Annotated in this window: 20 protein-coding genes; 11 read left to right on the top strand and 9 right to left on the bottom strand. The window is 71.5% G+C overall.

Annotation, left to right across the window (positions count from 1 at the left end):
• The first annotated feature begins 1 nt into the window (after window position 1).
• Genes I847_RS0105495 through I847_RS0105485 form a run of 3 tightly spaced genes read left to right on the top strand, consistent with a single transcriptional unit; the run spans window position 2 to window position 3,469 of the window.
• Window positions 2-2,557 (top strand): RNA helicase, encoded by a 2,556-nt coding sequence (locus I847_RS0105495; RefSeq protein ID WP_028048893.1) that lies wholly within the window; start codon window positions 2-4, stop codon window positions 2,555-2,557.
• Window positions 2,558-2,570: 13 nt separating this feature from the next.
• Window positions 2,571-3,068: a Cys-tRNA(Pro) deacylase gene (ybaK, locus tag I847_RS0105490; protein WP_028048892.1), complete on the top strand. Its 498-nt coding sequence runs from the start codon at window positions 2,571-2,573 to the stop codon at window positions 3,066-3,068.
• A gap of 5 nt (window positions 3,069-3,073) precedes the next feature.
• A complete protein-coding gene (locus I847_RS0105485) occupies window positions 3,074-3,469 on the top strand; it encodes an MmcQ/YjbR family DNA-binding protein (RefSeq protein WP_028048891.1) in 396 nt (131 codons plus the stop codon).
• 11 nt (window positions 3,470-3,480) lie between these two features.
• Here the strand turns inward: I847_RS0105485 and I847_RS0105480 are convergent, their stop codons facing one another.
• Window positions 3,481-3,954, bottom strand: a complete 474-nt coding sequence (locus tag I847_RS0105480) for a MarR family winged helix-turn-helix transcriptional regulator (protein WP_028048890.1) — start codon at window positions 3,952-3,954, stop codon at window positions 3,481-3,483.
• A gap of 78 nt (window positions 3,955-4,032) precedes the next feature.
• On the opposite strand from I847_RS0105480, the gene I847_RS0105475 reads away from it, so the two are divergent.
• Both I847_RS0105475 and I847_RS0105470 read left to right on the top strand, forming a co-directional pair.
• A complete protein-coding gene (locus tag I847_RS0105475) occupies window positions 4,033-4,692 on the top strand; it encodes a hypothetical protein (protein WP_028048889.1) in 660 nt (219 codons plus the stop codon).
• Window positions 4,685-5,155 carry a nitroreductase/quinone reductase family protein gene (locus I847_RS0105470; protein WP_196804486.1) on the top strand — a complete coding sequence of 157 codons (471 nt, stop codon included), beginning with the start codon at window positions 4,685-4,687 and terminating at the stop codon, window positions 5,153-5,155. The genes I847_RS0105475 and I847_RS0105470 overlap by 8 nt, the downstream gene beginning before the upstream one ends.
• 21 nt (window positions 5,156-5,176) lie before the next feature.
• Here the strand turns inward: I847_RS0105470 and I847_RS0105465 are convergent, their stop codons facing one another.
• Window positions 5,177-5,554: a YccF domain-containing protein gene (locus tag I847_RS0105465; RefSeq protein WP_028048887.1), complete on the bottom strand. Its 378-nt coding sequence runs from the start codon at window positions 5,552-5,554 to the stop codon at window positions 5,177-5,179.
• 42 nt (window positions 5,555-5,596) lie between these two features.
• On the opposite strand from I847_RS0105465, the gene I847_RS0105460 reads away from it, so the two are divergent.
• On the top strand, window positions 5,597-6,310 hold the full coding sequence (locus tag I847_RS0105460; protein WP_028048886.1) for a YggS family pyridoxal phosphate-dependent enzyme: 714 nt from the start codon (window positions 5,597-5,599) through the stop codon (window positions 6,308-6,310).
• A 2-nt stretch (window positions 6,311-6,312) separates the two neighbouring features.
• Here I847_RS0105460 and I847_RS26620 read toward each other — a convergent pair whose 3' ends face one another.
• The gene (locus I847_RS26620; RefSeq protein WP_155856025.1) at window positions 6,313-6,480 is read right to left on the bottom strand and encodes a hypothetical protein; all 168 of its coding nucleotides are present in this window, start codon (window positions 6,478-6,480) and stop codon (window positions 6,313-6,315) included.
• Window positions 6,481-6,730: 250 nt separating this feature from the next.
• Here I847_RS26620 and I847_RS0105445 point away from each other — a divergent pair, with 250 nt between their 5' ends.
• The 4 genes from I847_RS0105445 to I847_RS25400 are packed head-to-tail and all read left to right on the top strand — an operon-like array spanning window position 6,731 to window position 8,038.
• A complete protein-coding gene (locus tag I847_RS0105445; protein WP_028048885.1) occupies window positions 6,731-6,928 on the top strand; it encodes a helix-turn-helix transcriptional regulator in 198 nt (65 codons plus the stop codon).
• The gene (locus I847_RS25405; RefSeq protein ID WP_051274501.1) at window positions 6,912-7,346 is read left to right on the top strand and encodes a hypothetical protein; all 435 of its coding nucleotides are present in this window, start codon (window positions 6,912-6,914) and stop codon (window positions 7,344-7,346) included. The genes I847_RS0105445 and I847_RS25405 overlap by 17 nt, the downstream gene beginning before the upstream one ends.
• A gap of 15 nt (window positions 7,347-7,361) precedes the next feature.
• Window positions 7,362-7,727, top strand: coding sequence for a YidH family protein (locus I847_RS0105435; protein ID WP_028048884.1), 366 nt, complete (start codon window positions 7,362-7,364; stop codon window positions 7,725-7,727).
• Window positions 7,724-8,038 (top strand): DUF202 domain-containing protein, encoded by a 315-nt coding sequence (locus tag I847_RS25400; protein ID WP_028048883.1) that lies wholly within the window; start codon window positions 7,724-7,726, stop codon window positions 8,036-8,038. The genes I847_RS0105435 and I847_RS25400 overlap by 4 nt, the downstream gene beginning before the upstream one ends.
• A 15-nt stretch (window positions 8,039-8,053) precedes the next feature.
• Here the strand turns inward: I847_RS25400 and I847_RS0105425 are convergent, their stop codons facing one another.
• The 3 genes from I847_RS0105425 to cimA form a co-directional block, all read right to left on the bottom strand.
• The gene (locus I847_RS0105425; RefSeq protein ID WP_028048882.1) at window positions 8,054-9,112 is read right to left on the bottom strand and encodes a lipoate--protein ligase family protein; all 1,059 of its coding nucleotides are present in this window, start codon (window positions 9,110-9,112) and stop codon (window positions 8,054-8,056) included.
• A 34-nt stretch (window positions 9,113-9,146) separates the two neighbouring features.
• Window positions 9,147-10,013 carry a hypothetical protein gene (locus tag I847_RS0105420; protein WP_028048881.1) on the bottom strand — a complete coding sequence of 289 codons (867 nt, stop codon included), beginning with the start codon at window positions 10,011-10,013 and terminating at the stop codon, window positions 9,147-9,149.
• An 87-nt stretch (window positions 10,014-10,100) separates the two neighbouring features.
• On the bottom strand, window positions 10,101-11,732 hold the full coding sequence (gene cimA / locus I847_RS0105415; RefSeq protein WP_028048880.1) for a citramalate synthase: 1,632 nt from the start codon (window positions 11,730-11,732) through the stop codon (window positions 10,101-10,103).
• Window positions 11,733-12,107: 375 nt separating this feature from the next.
• On the opposite strand from cimA, the gene I847_RS0105410 reads away from it, so the two are divergent.
• Window positions 12,108-12,761: a DUF6069 family protein gene (locus I847_RS0105410; protein WP_028048879.1), complete on the top strand. Its 654-nt coding sequence runs from the start codon at window positions 12,108-12,110 to the stop codon at window positions 12,759-12,761.
• 66 nt (window positions 12,762-12,827) lie between these two features.
• On the opposite strand, the gene I847_RS0105405 is transcribed toward I847_RS0105410, so the two are convergent.
• The 3 genes from I847_RS0105405 to I847_RS0105395 all read right to left on the bottom strand — a co-directional run bounded on the left by I847_RS0105405 (window position 12,828) and on the right by I847_RS0105395 (window position 15,731).
• The gene (locus I847_RS0105405) at window positions 12,828-13,937 is read right to left on the bottom strand and encodes a branched-chain amino acid aminotransferase (protein WP_028048878.1); all 1,110 of its coding nucleotides are present in this window, start codon (window positions 13,935-13,937) and stop codon (window positions 12,828-12,830) included.
• 94 nt (window positions 13,938-14,031) lie between these two features.
• Window positions 14,032-15,105, bottom strand: a complete 1,074-nt coding sequence (locus I847_RS0105400) for a 3-isopropylmalate dehydrogenase (RefSeq protein ID WP_028048877.1) — start codon at window positions 15,103-15,105, stop codon at window positions 14,032-14,034.
• 77 nt (window positions 15,106-15,182) lie between these two features.
• Window positions 15,183-15,731, bottom strand: a complete 549-nt coding sequence (locus tag I847_RS0105395; protein WP_028048876.1) for an ASCH domain-containing protein — start codon at window positions 15,729-15,731, stop codon at window positions 15,183-15,185.
• Window positions 15,732-15,829 lie beyond the last annotated feature (98 nt).

The raw sequence follows: 15,829 nt of genomic DNA, 5'->3' as shown, positions 1-15,829 counted from the left end.
GATGAGCACCCCGACGCTGACCGAACGCATCCCGGCAGACCCCACAGACCCCGACGCTCTGTACGAGGCGTTCACCGGCTGGGCGCAGGACCAGGGGCTCGCCCTCTACCCGCACCAGGACGAGGCGCTGCTCGAGCTGGTGACCGGCGCGCACGTGATCCTGTCGACCCCGACCGGGTCGGGCAAGTCGCTCGTCGCCGTCGCGGCCCACTTCGTGGCGCTGGCGCAGGGTCGCCGGACCTACTACACCGCCCCCCTCAAGGCCCTGGTGAGCGAGAAGTTCTTCGCCCTCGTCGAGGCGTTCGGGTCGGCGAACGTCGGCATGATGACCGGCGACTCGGCCGTCAACCCGGGCGCGCCGATCATCTGCTGCACGGCGGAGATCCTGGCGAACGTGGCGCTGCGGGACGGGGACGACGCCGACGTCGGCCAGGTCGTCATGGACGAGTTCCACTTCTACTCCGACCCGCAGCGCGGCTGGGCGTGGCAGGTGCCGCTGCTCGAGCTCAGCACGGTCCAGTTCGTGCTCATGTCCGCGACGCTCGGCGACGTCGCCTTCTTCGCGGAGGACCTGACCCGCCGGACGCACCAGCCCGTGGCCGTCATCGCGAACGCCGAGCGCCCGGTGCCGCTGACGTTCACCTACGCGATCGAGCCGCTGCACGAGCTGCTCGACGAGCTGGTGAAGACCCGCCGCGCCCCCGTCTACGTCGTGCACTTCACGCAGAAGGAGGCCGTCGAGCGCGCGCAGACGCTGTTGTCCACCCCGTTGGCCAGCCGTGAGCAGCGCGACCGGATCGGCGACGAGATCGCGGGGTTCCGGTTCGGTCCCGGATTCGGCCGCACGCTCAACCGGCTGCTGCGGCACGGGGTCGGCGTGCACCACGCGGGCATGCTGCCCAAGTACCGGCGGGTCGTCGAGCGGCTGACGCAGAAGGGGCTGCTGCCCGTGGTCTGCGGCACGGACACCCTGGGCGTCGGCATCAACGTGCCCATCCGCACGGTCCTGCTCACCAGCCTCGTGAAGTACGACGGCGTCCGGATGCGGCACCTGTCGGCGCGGGAGTTCCACCAGATCGCCGGGCGCGCGGGCCGGGCCGGTTTCGACACGGTCGGCGAGGTCATCGTGCTGGCACCCGAGCACGTCATCGAGAACCGCAAGCTGCTCGAGCGGGCCGGCGACGACCCGAAGAAGCTCAAGAAGATCGTCCGCAAGAAGGCTCCCGAGGGGCACGTCAACTGGACGGACAAGACGTTCGAGCGCCTGCGCGACGCCCCGCCCGAGCCGCTGACCAGCAGCTTCGCCGTGTCGCACGCGATGGTCCTGAACGTGCTGGCGAGGCAGGCGAAGGGCACGGACGCCGTCGCCGCGATGACGAGGCTGCTCACCGACAACCACGAGCCCGCCGGAGCCCAGGGCAGGCACGTGCGCCGCGCCGTCGCCGTCTACCGGTCCCTGAAGGCGGCCGGCGTCATCGAGCGACCCTGGATCGACGACGGCTTCGGGCACCGTCACCGGGGCCTGAGCCTGACCACGGACCTGCCGCCGAACTTCGCGCTGAACCAGGCGCTCTCCCCGTTCGCGTACGCGGCCCTGGACCTGCTCGACCAGGAGGATCCGGCGTACGCGCACGACGTCGTGTCGGTGCTGGAGTCGACCCTGGACGACCCCCGCCAGGTGCTGTCGGCGCAGGAGAACAAGGCCCGCGGCGAGGCGGTCGCCGCGATGAAGGCCGACGGGATCGAGTACGACGAGCGCATGGCCCTGCTGGAGGGCGTCAGCTACCCCAAACCGCTGGCCGAGCTGCTCGAGGCCATGTTCGTCACGTACCGGCAGACCAACCCGTGGGTCGCGGACCTGGCCCTGTCCCCCAAGTCGGTCGTCCGCGACATGCACGAGCGCGCCATGAGCTTCGCCGAGTACGTCGCCTACTACCAGCTCGACCGCACCGAGGGCGTCCTTCTGCGCTACCTCGCCGACGCCTACCGTGCCCTGCGCCAGACCGTTCCCGAGGACGCGCGGACGGAAGAGCTCTGGGAGCTCATCGAGTGGCTGGGCGACCTGGTCCGGCGTACGGACTCGAGCCTGCTCGACGAGTGGGAGCGGCTGTCCAACCCGCTGGACGAGCACGGTGCCGATGCGCCCGGCGGTCTGGACGAGGACGTGCCCGAGCCCATCACGGCGAACCCGCGCGTGTTTCGCGCCCTCGTCCGCGGTGCGCTGTTCCGGCGTGTCGAGCTGGCCGCCCGCGAGTTCTACGGCGGGCTGGCGCAGCTGGGCGACCTGGACGCCGACGGCGAGCCGTGGACGGTCGACCGGTGGCGCGACGCGCTGGACCCGTTCTACGACGACCACGACGAGATCCTCACGGGATCGCCCGCGCGCGGACCGGCGTTGTTCCAGGTGACGCCCAGCCGGGCCGCGTGGACCGTCCGCCAGCTTCTCGACGACCCCGAGGGCGACCACGACTGGCGTATCGACGCCGTCGTGGACCTGGCGGGGTCCGACGAGACGAGCGAGGTCCAGCTGCGGATCACGGCTGTCGGACCGTTGTGACAGTCTTGCCGATGTGTCCAAGCACGCACCGACCGGCACGCCTGCCCTCGTCGCCCTGACCGCCGCGGGCGTCGAGCACACCGCGCACGCCTACGAGCACGACCCGGCCTCCGAGCTCGGCTACGGCCTCGAGGCGGCCGCGGCGATCGGCGTGCCGCCCGAGCAGGTGTTCAAGACGCTCATGACGACGGTGGACGGCACGCTCACGGTCGCTGTCGTGCCGGTGACCGGCCAGCTCGACCTGAAGGCCCTCGCGCACGCCGTGGACGGCAAGAAGGCGGCGATGGCGGACAAGCAGGCGGCCGAGCGCGCCACCGGGTACGTCGTCGGAGGCATCTCGCCCCTGGGCCAGCGCAGCGCGCACCCGACGGTCGTCGACGAGACCGCCTGGCTGTTCGACACGGTGTTCGTCTCGGGGGGTCGACGCGGGCTCGACGTGGAGCTCTCCCCGGACGACCTGGTCCGCCTGACCGGCGCGACCGTCGCGGACATCGCACGAGCGTCGGCCTGATTCCGATGGCCACCTTCGAGGACGTCGCCGCGATCGCCTCGGCGCTGCCCGAGACGACACAGGACGGCCTCGTCTGGTCGGTGCGGGGCAAGGTCGTCGTCAAGGAGCGACGGCTGCGACCGGCGGACCTCAAAGCCCTCGGCGACGCGGTGCCGGAGGGTCCGATCCTCATGGTGCACACCGGGACGCTCGACGCGAAGGACGAGCTCCTGGCGCGCCGGCCCGATGCCTACTTCGTCACGCCGCACTTCAACGGCTATCCCGCGGTGCTGGTCCGGCTCGACGACATCGACGTCGACGAGCTCACGGACGCGGTCGCTGAGGCGTGGCTGGCGACCGCCCCGAAGACGCTCGCCACGCAGTGGCTGGACGAGCACCCGGACGGGCCCGAGAGCCCGTAGTGCATCCAGGGTCATCCGTTCGTCGGCCCACCCTGGTCTGGCAGGAGCTTCAGCAGCAGGGCCACGAGCTGGCGGCGCTGGGCAGGGCTCAGGGGGCGGAGGACCTGCTCCTGCACCGCGTCGATGACATCGTCGAGCGCCAGGAGCTGCTCGGCTCCCGCAGGCAGCAGGCTGACGATGTTCCGACGCCCGTGCTCGGGGTCGGCAGACCGCGCGACGAACCCACGCGACTCGAGCTCGGACACGGCTGCGGTGACGTCGCTGCGATCGATCCCGGTCCCGCGGCCCAGGTCCGCCTGGCTCGCCGGACCCCACTCGTCGAGCGCGGCCAGGATGCGGTAGTGGTAGCTGCGCAGGCCGCTGCCGGACGACTCGAACGCGGCGGCGAGCAGGCCCGAGGAGCGGGCGAAGGCACGGCTGATGAGCCAGGTCGGGCGGTCCTTCACGCGGGCAGGCGTGCGGCTCTGTTGATCGTGGATCGGCACGTCCCGACGCTAGCAGTTGTTGGCCGCGCCAACATGGATTATGTTGGCAGCGCCAACATCTTCCAAGGAGCCCGCGCGATGGACGATCCAACCACCGGCCGAACCGAACGGGTGCTGGTCATCGGGAGAAGCCCGGGCGTGATCCTCGACGCCGTGGACATCCTGCGGCGCACGGGCTTCCGCGCCGACGCGACCAACCAGTTCGACGACGTGCTGGCGGACTACGACCCCGCCGACCTCGACGTCGTCGTGTTCGGAGGCATGGTGCCACCGGGCACGAAGCAGTACCTCCGGGACCAGATCTCGACCGTCAACGACAGCGTCACGTTCGTCCAGGGGCTCGCGGGGATCCCCGGCCTGATCGCGCGTCAGGTCGAGGGCGCGACCGGGAATGGCGACGGTGGTGCGGCATACGACCCCGCGACGAGGACCGTGCGGCTGGTGCTGGGAGAGCCGGCTCAGGTGGTCGTCGACGCCTGGTGGGCCACCTCGCTCACACCACCCGAGCCGACGAGCACCTCGATGCGTGTGGTCGACTCCCGGTTCGACGCCGGCACGTCCGTCGTCCAGGTCCCCGACGAGGTCCCGGCCGTGGCGTCGTTCCTCACGGTGTCGGTCGGTCCAGCCGTCAGTGCATTCACCGTCGGCCCCCTCCCGGGTGCGGTCTCCCGGATGGTCCCGACCAGGGCCACCGCGCTCCCGCCCGTCCGAGCCGTGTCCACCCACCACGATGACTGACCGACCGCCGACCCCGACGGCACGGACGATCCGCGGTCAGCGACTGGTGAACCTGGTCGTCCGAGGCCTGCTGCGCATCCCGGGCCTGAACCGGATCGTCGGCGGGCGGCTGGTCACCCTGTACGTCGTGGGACGACAGAGCGGGCGCCGGTACGCCGTTCCCGTCTCCTACCTGGCCGACGGTCCCGACCTCCTCGTCGGCACCAGCTTCGGCTGGGCGCGCAACCTCCGGACCGGCGACCGCGTGGCCGTCCGGCTCAAGGGCCGGCTCGCCTGGGCAGACGTCGAGACGTCCACCGAGGAGGCGGACGTCGTGGGCACCTTCGCGCGCATGGCGGCCGCGAACCCGGCGTTCGCCCGGTTCAGCAGGGTTCGGGTGGGCCGGGACGGAAGCGCGGACCCGACGGACCTGCACGCGGCGTGGGCCGGGGGCGCACGGGTCGTCCGACTCACGCCCCGGTGATGCCCAGGTCCCGCGCGCGCATCACGCCTCGTCCCGGACGATCTGCTTGCCGAGCGGCGCCAACGAGATCGGCACCATCTTCCAGTTGGCCAGGGCGAGCGGGATGCCGATGATGGTGACCGCCTCCAGCAGGCCCGTGACGAGGTGCATCAGAGCGAGCCACCAGCCCGCGACGAGGAACCAGACGACGTTGCCGATGAACGCCAGCGCGCCGGACGTCGGCTTGTCGACGACCGTCCGGCCGAACGGCCACAGCGCGTAGCTCGCCATCCGGAACGACGCGATGCCGAACGGGATGGTGAGGATGAGGATGCAGCACACGATCCCCGCGAGGACGTAGCCGAGCGCGAGCCAGAACCCGGCGAGCACCAACCAGATGATGTTCAGCAGCGTCTTCACGACCTCAGAGTGCACCACGAGCGCCGGATAGGGTGGCATCCCATGACCGTCGACCCCGCCGCGGTGGCCGACCGGCTCGCCCGCCTGCGAGCCCGGATCGCCGCCGCCGAGAGCGCCGCCGGCCGTCCCCCGGGTTCGGTGCGTCTGCTGCTGGCCACGAAGACCCAGGACGCCGAGACGATCCGGGCGGCGGTCGTTGCCGACGCGGGCGCCCCGCACCCCGTGCTCGTCGGGGAGAACCGCGTCCAGGAGCTCGTGGCCAAGGGACCCCAGCTGCGCGACCTGGGCGTGACGACGCACCTCATCGGCCCGTTGCAGTCGAACAAGGTCAACGCGGCGCTGCGGTGGGCGTCGTGCATCGAGTCCGTCGCGTCGCTGGACCTGGCGCAGCGCCTGGCCGCACGGGCCAGCGGCGTCGAGGTGTACGTGCAGGTCAACGTGTCGGGTGAGCCGACGAAGCACGGGGTCGCTCCGGGCGACGCCGTCGAGCTCGCCCGCGCGATCGGTGCGCTGGACGGGCTGCGGCTGGGCGGGTGGATGACCGTAGGCGCCAACTCCCCCGACGCCTCGGTGGTGAGCGCCGGCTACGCACTGCTGCGAAGCCTGCGCGACGAGGTGGTCGCCTCGGGCGCCCCGGGCACCGCCGACGCGCGCGAGCTGTCGATGGGCATGAGCGGCGACCTGGAGCTTGCGGTCGCGGAGGGCGCGACCCTGGTGCGCGTCGGTAGCGCCCTGTTCGGGGCGCGTCCGGCCTGAGCTCAGGACGCGAGGCGTCGCGACGACGTCCGACCGCCGCCCCGGAGCACGACGGCCCGAGCCGCGGCCGACCGGGCACTGCTCGTGCGGCGGCGAGCGTTCGCCAGCTCGCGGGCATGCAGGACGCTCATGCGCCGGATCTCGCGGTCCAGGCTCGTGTCGGCGGTCATCTCGTTCTCCTTCGTCGCAAGGAAGGAGGAGCCTGCCCTCGCCCAGATACGTCAAGGTCGCTTGACATCGACACGCATGTCAAGCACCCTTGTCACGTCAAGGTCGCTTGACACACCGGACCGGGGGGAACCGCTCGATGGACGCCACACTCACGCACCTCCAGGGGACCGACCTGCTGACCACCAGTGGCGTGCCGACCGTCGTCGGTGTCGGCTCCGCGCTGCCCACCGTGCGCACGGTCGTCGCGACATGAGGAACGAGATCCGTCGCCTGCGCGAAGAGTCGGGACTGTCCCAGGCCGCCCTCGCCGAGGCGCTCACCGTGTCGCGGCAGACCGTGAACTCCCTCGAGACCGGCCGCTACGACCCTTCCCTTCCCCTGGCCTTCAGCATCGCCCGCCACTTCGGGCTCACCATCGAGGAGATCTTCCATGTCGACGTCCCGTGACGAGCGCCGGCCCCGCTGGTCGTTCACGACCCTGATCGCGCTGGTCTGCGCCGCCGTCGGGCTCGCGGTGGTCTGGGCGATACTGACGGCGGCCGACGAGCACGACGCCGCATCGGGCGCGCTCCTGGGCGGCGGGATCGCGCTGGCCTTCCTCGGCGGCGCCGCGCTGCGAGCGCGCCGCCGACCGGATACCGGCGGCACGACCGGTCGGACGATGACGGGCACCGCCGACGAGCGTGACAAGGCGATCCTGCGGGGCGCGCTGATGTGGACCGGCGTCACTGCCCTCGTGGCGACGACGGCCGCGGGCGTCGCCATCACGCTGGGGGTCGACTCCGTCGCCGTGATCGCCTCCACCCAGATCCTGCTGCTCGCAGTGCTCGTCGGCGCGTTCGTCGTGCTCAGCCGCCGTTCCTGAGACGAAGATGGGCACGTGGCCGACGACAAGCGATTTCCCCGGTGGGTGTACGGCGTCGGCACGGACCCCGACGCGCGGTTCTCGTTGGCCAACGAGCGCACGTTCCTCGCGTGGATCCGCACGTCGCTCGCGCTGCTCGCGGGTGGTGTCGCGCTCGAGGCACTGGACCTGCCGATCGAGGAGCACCTGCGCTTCTCGGCGGCGATCGTGCTCGTGGTCGTCGGGCTCGTCGCGCCGGTGACGGCGTGGATCGGGTGGGCGCAGGCCGAGCGGGCCGTCCGGCTCGGCACCCACCTGCCGTCCCCGTCCGCGTTCGGGCTGCTGATCGTGGGAGTGTGCGTGGCGGGCCTGCTCGTCCTGATCGGGTTGGCCACAGGATGACCGAGGACGCCGCTACCGGCCTCGCGGCGGAACGCACCCACCTCGCCTGGCGCCGGACCGCTCTGGGGCTGACCGCCGGGTCCGTCGCGGCCGCGCACCTGCTGCAGGACTTCGGCGGTCCCGCGGCGTGGAGCCTCGCGGCAGTCGGTGCGGTCCTCGCATCCGCCCTCGCGATCACGTCCCGGCGCCGGCACCTGGATGAGAAGGCGGACACCGCCCGCATCGACGGACGCCTCGTCACGGTCTGCGCGTGCGGCCTCGTCCTGCTCGGAGCCGGCGCCGTCGCGTTCGTCCTGCTCACCGGCGCCTGAAGACGCCGAGACGCCCTAGGGAACGCGCGCCGTCCACAACGGATCCGCGAACTTGGTGTCCACCAAGGTCTGTGCACGCTCCAGCTCCTCGGGCCGCAGTGCACCGTCCACGGTCGGGTACTGGCGACGGAAGTGGGCGACGAACGCGTCGATCACCGCCTCGCGCGGCAGGTTCGTCTGCGAGCGCACGGGATCGACGCGCTTCGCGGCGCTGGCTGTCCCCTTGTCCGAGAGCTTCTCGCGCCCGATCCGCAGGACCCGCATCATCTTGTCCGCGTCGATGTCGTAGGACATCGTCACGTGGTGCAGGACCGCTCCCCCGACCACCCGCTTCTGCGCCGAACCCGCCAGCTTGCCGGCCGGCGACGAGACGTCGTTCAGCCCGGTCAACGTCGCCTGCACGCCGACGTCCGCGAGCGCCCCCAGGACCCACTGGTTGAGGAACGCGTAGGACTCCTCGAACGTCAGGCCGTCGACCAGCGAGGCGGGCACCACCAGCGAGAAGGTGATGCAGTTGCCGGCCTCCATGAACATGGCCCCGCCGCCCGAGATCCTCCTGACCACCGTGATGCCCAGCTCGGCCGCGGCGGCCAGGTCCACCTCGTTGCGCAGCGACTGGAACGACCCGATGATCACGGCCGGCTCGACCCACTCCCAGAACCGCACGGTGGGCCCGCGCCGCCCGGCAGCGAGCTCCTCGGTAAGGACCTGGTCGAGAGCTGCGTGCAGGGCCGGCGGAAGCGGACCGGGGTGGATCAGCTCGAAGGTGTGGTCGCTCCAGACGGTCGAGTAACCGAGTGCGCGCCGCACCGCGGTCGCCACGGCACGCGCATCGAAGCCCACCATCGTCACCGGCACCGGGAACCAGCGCAGCGCCTCCGTCACGCTCTGCGTCAGCACCGAGGTGCTGGCATCGAACGGGAGCCCGTCGAGAGACGCCGACAACACCTCCAGGGCCTCGTCCGGGTCGAGGAAGAAGTCCCCGCTGACGCTCACGTCGCGCAGGAGGCCGTCCACCACGTCGAGGTCGACCGCGACGAGCTTGCCACCGGCCACCTTGTACTCACCATGCACCCCCTGAGCCTAGGCACCGCGGCGGCCTGGGCGGTCACCCGAGCGCCCGGACCGCCAGCTGAGCGCGCCCCTGCACCATCGCGGACAGCGAGGCGGGATCCCCCAGGGTGGCGAGCGCGGCCTGCGGGGTCTCCGCCGAGAGCGCCTGCGCCGTCCACGACACGATGGTGTTGCCGACGAGCATCCGGCCCTGGTAGCCGGGCACGGTCGTCCCGTCGACGGTCCGGTCGATCCGCAGCACGACCGACGGGTAGACCCCTTGCCCCTCGATGGCCGGCTGCGCCGCCCAGTGGGCACCGTCGACGCCGTCGGCGATCTCGCGGTACGTCGGGCACGCGTCGATCGTGGTGACGAGCTCCCGGAACGCCTCCTGGGCCGCCGCCGGATCGGGCAGGACGGTCACCGACTGCCGGAAGTCCATCCCCGGGTTCCCCCAGCCTCGGACGTCGAAGAAGGAGGGCGGGGATCCGACGACGGTCACGGCGAGCACACAGGACGCCGGCTCCACGACCGTCCCCGCGGGCAGACCCCAGGGCACCTGCCCGGAGGTCACCAGCTCGTCCACCCCGGGTTTGGCGGCGGGCACGTCCTCGACGAGGTCCGCCGCCGTCACGAACAGTCCCAGGCTCGTCGTCGCGTCGAAGATCTCCGTGGAGCCGGGAGGCGCGACGGAGACCGAGGGCGTCGCGGACGGCTGCGGCAGGGTCGCGGACGGTGACGACAGGGCCGGCTCGGTCGGCGTGGGTTCCGTCTGGACCGACCACGGCTCCGCCACGAGCAGGATCAGGAGGGCGAACGCCGCGAGGGCGCCGACGAGCCACCACCACCCGCGGGCGGGGGGTGGTACCCGGGACGGGTCTGCGCCCTCCGGATCCGCCGGCAGCGAGGTGGATCCGGACACGACGGCCCCCTCTCGCAGTCGAGGCCGCACTCCGCGGCCGTCAGGTCCCGAGGTTAGCCGCGCCGATGATCCGGCAGGGACGAAACGTCAGCGCGGAGCGATGCCGTGGTGGTACAGCCCCCAGATGGCAGAGTCCGTGAGCGCCTCCCACGAGGCCTCGAGCAGGTTCGGTCCCACACCGACCGTGCTCCAGACGTCCTTGCCGTCACTCATCTCGATGAGCACGCGCGTGACCGCGTCGGTGCCGTACATCGAGTCGAGGATCCGGACCTTGAAGTCGATGAGCTCGAACTCCTCGAGCTCTGGGTAGACGCGGAGCAGCGCCTGCCGCAGCGCGTGGTCCAGGGCGTTGACCGGTCCGACGCCCTCACCGGTGCTGACGATCCGCTCACCGCCGGCGTGCAGCTTGACGGTCGCCTCCGCCGTCGCGGGCGTCCCACGTGGTCCGCGACGCTCGACGATCGCCCGCCACGACTCGACGGTGAAGTACTGCGCGCGCTGGCCGTTGAGCTCCTCGAGCAGGAGCAGCTCGAAGGACGCGTCGGCCGCCTCGTAGGTGTACCCGTTGGCCTCGGCGTCCTTGACCCGGTCGGTGACCCGCCCGAGCACGTCCGGCCGGTCGGACAGGTCGAAGCCCAGCTCGCGACCCTTCAGCTCGATCGACGCCCGACCTGCCATGTCCGAGATGAGCATCCGCATGTCGTTGCCCACTGCTTCGGGGTCGATGTGCTGGTAGAGGTCGGGGTCCACCCGGATCGCCGACGCGTGGATCCCGGCCTTGTGCGCGAAGGCGCTCGCTCCGACGTAGGGCGACCGGGCGAACGGCGAGATGTTCGTGATCTCGCTGATCGCGTGCGCGATGCGCGTCAGGTCGCGCAGGCCGCCCGGGTGACCCTCGGCGGTCTTCAGCACCGGCAGGTCGTACTTGAGCTCCAGATTGGCGACGACGGCCAGCAGGTCGGCGTTGCCGGTCCGCTCGCCGTACCCGTTCACGGTGCCCTGGACGTGCGTGCAGCCCGCCTCGACCGCGGCGAGAGTGTTGGCCACCGCGCAGCCCGAGTCGTTGTGCGCGTGCATCCCGAGGATGGCGTCCGGCCCGACCGCGTCACGGATCTCGAGCACGATGTCCGCCACCCAGGCAGGAACCATCCCGCCGTTGGTGTCGCACAGGCAGACCACCTCGGCGCCCGCCTCGAAGCCCGCCAGAACGGCTGCCCGCGAGTAGGCCGGGTCGAACCGGTAGCCGTCGAAGAAGTGCTCCGCGTCGACGATCACCCGGCGCCCCTCGCCCACGAGGAACGCGACCGTGTCCGCGATCATCGCGACGTTCTCCTCGCCGGTCGTGCGCAGAGCGCGCTCGGCGTGCCGGAGGTCGTGCTTCGCGACGAGAGTGACGACGGGAGCCTCCGAGTCGACGAGCGCCCGCACCTGCGGGTCGTCGACCGCACGCGTCCCGGCCTTGCGGGTGCTGCCGAACGCGGCCAGCTCCGCGTTGCGGAAGTCGAGCTCCTTGGCGGCGCGCTTGAAGAACTCCGTGTCCTTCGGCACCGCGCCCGGCCAGCCGCCCTCGATGAAGCCGACCCCGAGCTCGTCGAGCAGGGGCGCGATCAGCAGCTTGTCCGCGACGGAGAGGTTCATGCCTTCCTGCTGGGCGCCGTCGCGCAGGGTCGTGTCGTAGACCTGGAACGACGAGGAGTTCAGTGCGGGGACGGACACGATGGGCTCTCTTCGGTGCGTGCTGCGTTCGGACGACGTCGGTGCTGCGGTGGTGCTCACGACCGGCGGGGGTGTGCCGGTGCAGTCGACGCTAGCCGGGGCGGAGGTGGTGCCTCGACCAACAAAAAGACCCCCCGGGGTACGGGAGGTCTGCGCGTCAGCGGGTGTGCCGACGCGCTACTCGATAATGAGGGTGGTGCTGTTCACCCTGGCATCGTGGCACACGTCACGTGCCGAGGTCACGCGTTCCACCCTTTGGACAGTCTGTCCGTGCCCACGCGCCCGGCGCGTGCCGGATCGCACGGTATGTCCCGTCGTCGCTAGCGTGGGGTCGTTGCGGCCGTCCGGCCGTACGTGGGACGAGCACCAGGAGACCGCATGTCGATCCCCAACCCGCCGCCCGACCGCCACTCCGCCTACCAGACCGGCCAACCGGCCGCGTCGGTTCCCCCGGCCTCCGCGGTCCCGCCCAACCTCGCCGGCCCTGCCGCGCCTCAGCCCGCCGTGCCCCCGCCGGCGCCCCAGCCCGCACCCGTGGCCATGCCACCCGCGGTCGCCCCTGTCGCCGTACCCGGTCCCCCCGTTCCGGCACGTCCCGCCTCCCCGTCGGTGGACAACGCGCGCTACTGGGCGGGCGTGGCCGCGACGGCGGTCGTCGCCGCGCTCGTGGGACTGGTCGGCGTGGTGATCGTCGACCAGATCCTCAAGATCGAGCTCGGTGGCGCCGTCAAGGACGTGTTCGGCACGGACTCGGTCGCCGCGGCCTACGCCGTGGGCGGCGTGCTGTCCACCGTCGTCGCCGGCGCGCTGCTGCAGCTGCTCGTGATGACCACGCCCCGGCCCCGGGCCTTCTTCGGCTGGATCATGTTCCTCGCCATCGTCGTCGCGACCCTGATCCCGCTGACGTGGACCGACGTCACCAAGTCGGCCGTCGCCGCCGGTGTCATCAACCTCATCGTGGGCATCGCGATCTGGTCGCTGCTGTCCAGCGTGCTGGCGCGGACGCTGCGCCCCGGCATCGTCATCGAGTAACGCCGCTGCACGACGAACGGCCGGGCGCCCCGTGCGGGAGCCCGGCCGTCTCGTGTGCGTGCTGCTCTACGCGAGCCGGTGCAGCCAGCCGTGACGGTCCGCCGCGCGACCGTACTGGATGTCCGTGAGCTCGGCGCGGATCGTCGTCGTGACCGGGCCCGCCGTGCCGTCGCGGACGCTCAGGTCGAAGCCCTCGCCGGCGAGCCGGCCGATCGGGGTCATCACGGCGGCGGTGCCACAGGCGAACACCTCGCTGACCGATCCGTCGGCCAGCCCGGCCTTGAGGTCGGCCAGCGGGATCGGGCGCTCGAAGACCTCGTGCCCGGCGTCCGCGAGGAGCCGCAGGATCGACGAGCGCGTGACGCCCTCCAGGATCGAGCCCGAGACGGGAGGCGTCGCCACGCTTCCGTCCGCGTACACGACGCAGACGTTCATGCCCCCGAGCTCCTCGAGATACGTGTTGGTCGACGCGTCGAGGAAGCACACCTGCTCGAAACCCTTGGCGTAGGCCTCCTGCTGCGGGAGCAGGCTCGCCGCGTAGTTGCCTCCGCACTTCGCGTCGCCGGTTCCACCGGCACCAGCGCGGTGGTAGTCCTCGGCGACCCAGATGTCCACCGGTCGCACGCCGCCCGCGAAGTACGGACCGACCGGCGACGCGATGACGAGGAACTCCGCTTCGAGCGAGGGGCGCACGCCGAGGAACGTCTCGGACGCGTACATGAAGGGACGCAGGTAGAGGCTGGTCTCCTCGCCACCCGGCACCCACGCGACGTCGGTCGCGACGAGGGCCTGGATCGCACCCAGGAAGTCGGTCTCGGACAGCTGCGGGAGCGCGAGCCGGTGCGCGGACTTGGCGAACCGGGCGGCGTTGGCCTGCGGACGGAACGTCCAGACGGAACCGTCGGGGTGCCGGTAGGCCTTCAGGCCCTCGAAGATCTCCTGGGCGTAGTGCAGGACGGCGGTGGCCGGGTCCATCTGGAGCGGGCCGTACTTCTCGACGCGCCGGTTGGTCCACCCGGTGTCCTGCGCGTACGAGATGCGGGCCATGTGGTCGGTGAACACGGTGCCGAACTTCGGCGCGGCGAGCGCGGCTTCGCGCTGGGCGTCGGGGACGGGTGTGTCCGTCCGCGTGATCTCGAAGGAGTCGGCGGACGTGGAGGTTGCGAGAGTGCTCATGATCGGGGGCCTTTCACCAGAGTCGGAAACGACGGTACCGGTGAGGACGGCCGGGGGGACAGCGCCGGACGGCTACGCCGTCGAGCGGTAGGGCTCAGCCCGCGATGCGCGCGGCGAGGTCCTTGCCCACCTCGGCCGTCGACCGTACTCGCTCGGCGTTGCCACGGTCCGCGATGTCGTCGGCCACGGCCTTCTCGACGCGCGCAGCGGCGTCCGCCAGACCGAGGTGCTCGAGCAGGAGGGCGACCGACAGCACAGTGGCGGTCGGGTCGGCCTTGCCCTGGCCCGCGATGTCCGGCGCGGAGCCGTGCACGGGCTCGAACATGCTCGGCGCCGTGCGGTCCGGGTTGATGTTCGCCGAGGCCGCCAGGCCGATGCCACCCGTGATCGCCGCCGCGAGGTCCGTGAGGATGTCGCCGAACAGGTTGTCGGTGACGATCACGTCGAACCGGGACGGGTTGGTGACGAGGAAGATCGTCGCCGCGTCGACGTGCAGGTAGTCGACGGTCACGTCGGGGAACTCGGCGTTCACGGCCTCGACCGTCCGACGCCACAGGTGGCCGGCGTGGACCAGCACGTTGTGCTTGTGCACCAGCGTCAGCTTCTTGCGCGGGCGGGCAGCGGCGCGGGCGAACGCGTCACGCACCACGCGCTCCACGCCGAACGCCGTGTTCACGCTGACCTCGTTGGCGACTTCGTGCGGGGTGCCGACGCGGATGGCGCCGCCGTTGCCGACGTACGGACCCTCGGTGCCCTCGCGGACCACCACGAAGTCGATCTCGCCCGGGTTGCCGAGCGGCGACGTCACGCCCGGGTACAGACGGCTCGGGCGCAGGTTGACGTAGTGGTCCAGGGCGAAGCGCAGCTTGAGCAGCAGCCCGCGCTCCAGCACGCCGGACGGGACGCTCGGGTCACCGATGGCGCCCAGCAGGATCGCGTCGTGCGTGCGGATCGCCTCGAGGTCCGCATCTGTCAACGTCTCGCCCGTCGCGTGCCAGCGGCGCGCACCGAGGTCGAAGTCCGTCGTCGACACCGTGACGCGGCTACCGCCAGCGGCGTCCAGCACGGTGTTCAGTGCCAGAAGGCCCTGCTCGACGACCTCCGTGCCGATGCCGTCGCCTGCGACGACGGCGAGGTTGATGTGCTGGGCAGCAGAGGTCTCGACCATGGGTCGAGCGTAAACCCCGTCCCACGGCTCGGGACGAGCGTCTCAGATGGTGGCTCCGGCAGCGCCCCGCACGGCCGTCAGTCGACGGCGGGCGTCGGGCCGCTCGTCGGGTAGATGATCTCGAACCGCTCCAGCACCACCTCGGTCGCCGGCGAGAACCCGTCGCCGAGCACCTCGCCGAACGACACCTCGTGCTCGGCGACCCAGGACTCCAACGACGCGTCGGACCCGCCCTCGGCGGACGCGTGCTCTGCGGTGACCTGGTCGAACGGGACCACCTCGACGTCCGAGGTCCGCAGCACCGCCTTCGGCTCGCCCGCGCCGTCCGTGACGATCGACAGGTCCCCCACGCGTGGCGCCTCGAGACCGGCGCCCTCCAGCTGCGCGAGCAGGGTCGCCGTACCGGTCTTGGCGCCGGAGAGCACGCGACCCAGCAGCTCGTCGGCCTCGGGGCCCGGGCCGTACGACCACGAGGGCGGCGGCACGACGTCGTCCGGGGTACCGCCCATGACCGCGTCCATCTTGCCGAGTCCGACGTGGCCGCGGGCCGCCTGCCAGAACGCCGCGATCCGCAGATCCTCGACCTCTCCGGCCGCTGCCTGCGTCGGTGCCTGCTCGTCGGTCATCGTCGTCCCTCCGTCGTCGGTACGCCCTCTGTGCGCACGCCCAAGCAGACCCTAACGGGCCGCCACACCCCCGCGCCTCCACGCACTTCGCCGCCGAC

It is taken from the genome of Cellulomonas sp. URHD0024, assembly GCF_000426185.1.
In the GTDB taxonomy this organism is placed as follows: domain Bacteria; phylum Actinomycetota; class Actinomycetes; order Actinomycetales; family Cellulomonadaceae; genus Cellulomonas.
The sequence above is the reverse complement of the archived record's forward strand: the minus strand, read 5'-3'. Positions and strand labels throughout refer to the sequence as shown.

What these genes read in the sequence shown, in the direction of transcription:
- I847_RS0105470 (WP_196804486.1), top strand. Translation starts at nt 4,685, where the DNA reads ATGACTGACCGACCGCCGACCCCGACGGCACGGACGATCCGCGGTCAG.
- I847_RS0105405 (WP_028048878.1), bottom strand. Translation starts at nt 13,937, where the DNA reads ATGAGCACTCTCGCAACCTCCACGTCCGCCGACTCCTTCGAGATCACG.
- I847_RS0105475 (WP_028048889.1), top strand. Translation starts at nt 4,033, where the DNA reads ATGGACGATCCAACCACCGGCCGAACCGAACGGGTGCTGGTCATCGGG.
- I847_RS25405 (WP_051274501.1), top strand. Translation starts at nt 6,912, where the DNA reads ATGTCGACGTCCCGTGACGAGCGCCGGCCCCGCTGGTCGTTCACGACC.
- I847_RS0105445 (WP_028048885.1), top strand. Translation starts at nt 6,731, where the DNA reads ATGAGGAACGAGATCCGTCGCCTGCGCGAAGAGTCGGGACTGTCCCAG.
- I847_RS26620 (WP_155856025.1), bottom strand. Translation starts at nt 6,480, where the DNA reads ATGACCGCCGACACGAGCCTGGACCGCGAGATCCGGCGCATGAGCGTC.
- I847_RS0105485 (WP_028048891.1), top strand. Translation starts at nt 3,074, where the DNA reads ATGGCCACCTTCGAGGACGTCGCCGCGATCGCCTCGGCGCTGCCCGAG.
- I847_RS25400 (WP_028048883.1), top strand. Translation starts at nt 7,724, where the DNA reads ATGACCGAGGACGCCGCTACCGGCCTCGCGGCGGAACGCACCCACCTC.
- I847_RS0105395 (WP_028048876.1), bottom strand. Translation starts at nt 15,731, where the DNA reads ATGACCGACGAGCAGGCACCGACGCAGGCAGCGGCCGGAGAGGTCGAG.
- I847_RS0105460 (WP_028048886.1), top strand. Translation starts at nt 5,597, where the DNA reads ATGACCGTCGACCCCGCCGCGGTGGCCGACCGGCTCGCCCGCCTGCGA.
- I847_RS0105400 (WP_028048877.1), bottom strand. Translation starts at nt 15,105, where the DNA reads ATGGTCGAGACCTCTGCTGCCCAGCACATCAACCTCGCCGTCGTCGCA.
- I847_RS0105410 (WP_028048879.1), top strand. Translation starts at nt 12,108, where the DNA reads ATGTCGATCCCCAACCCGCCGCCCGACCGCCACTCCGCCTACCAGACC.
- I847_RS0105495 (WP_028048893.1), top strand. Translation starts at nt 2, where the DNA reads ATGAGCACCCCGACGCTGACCGAACGCATCCCGGCAGACCCCACAGAC.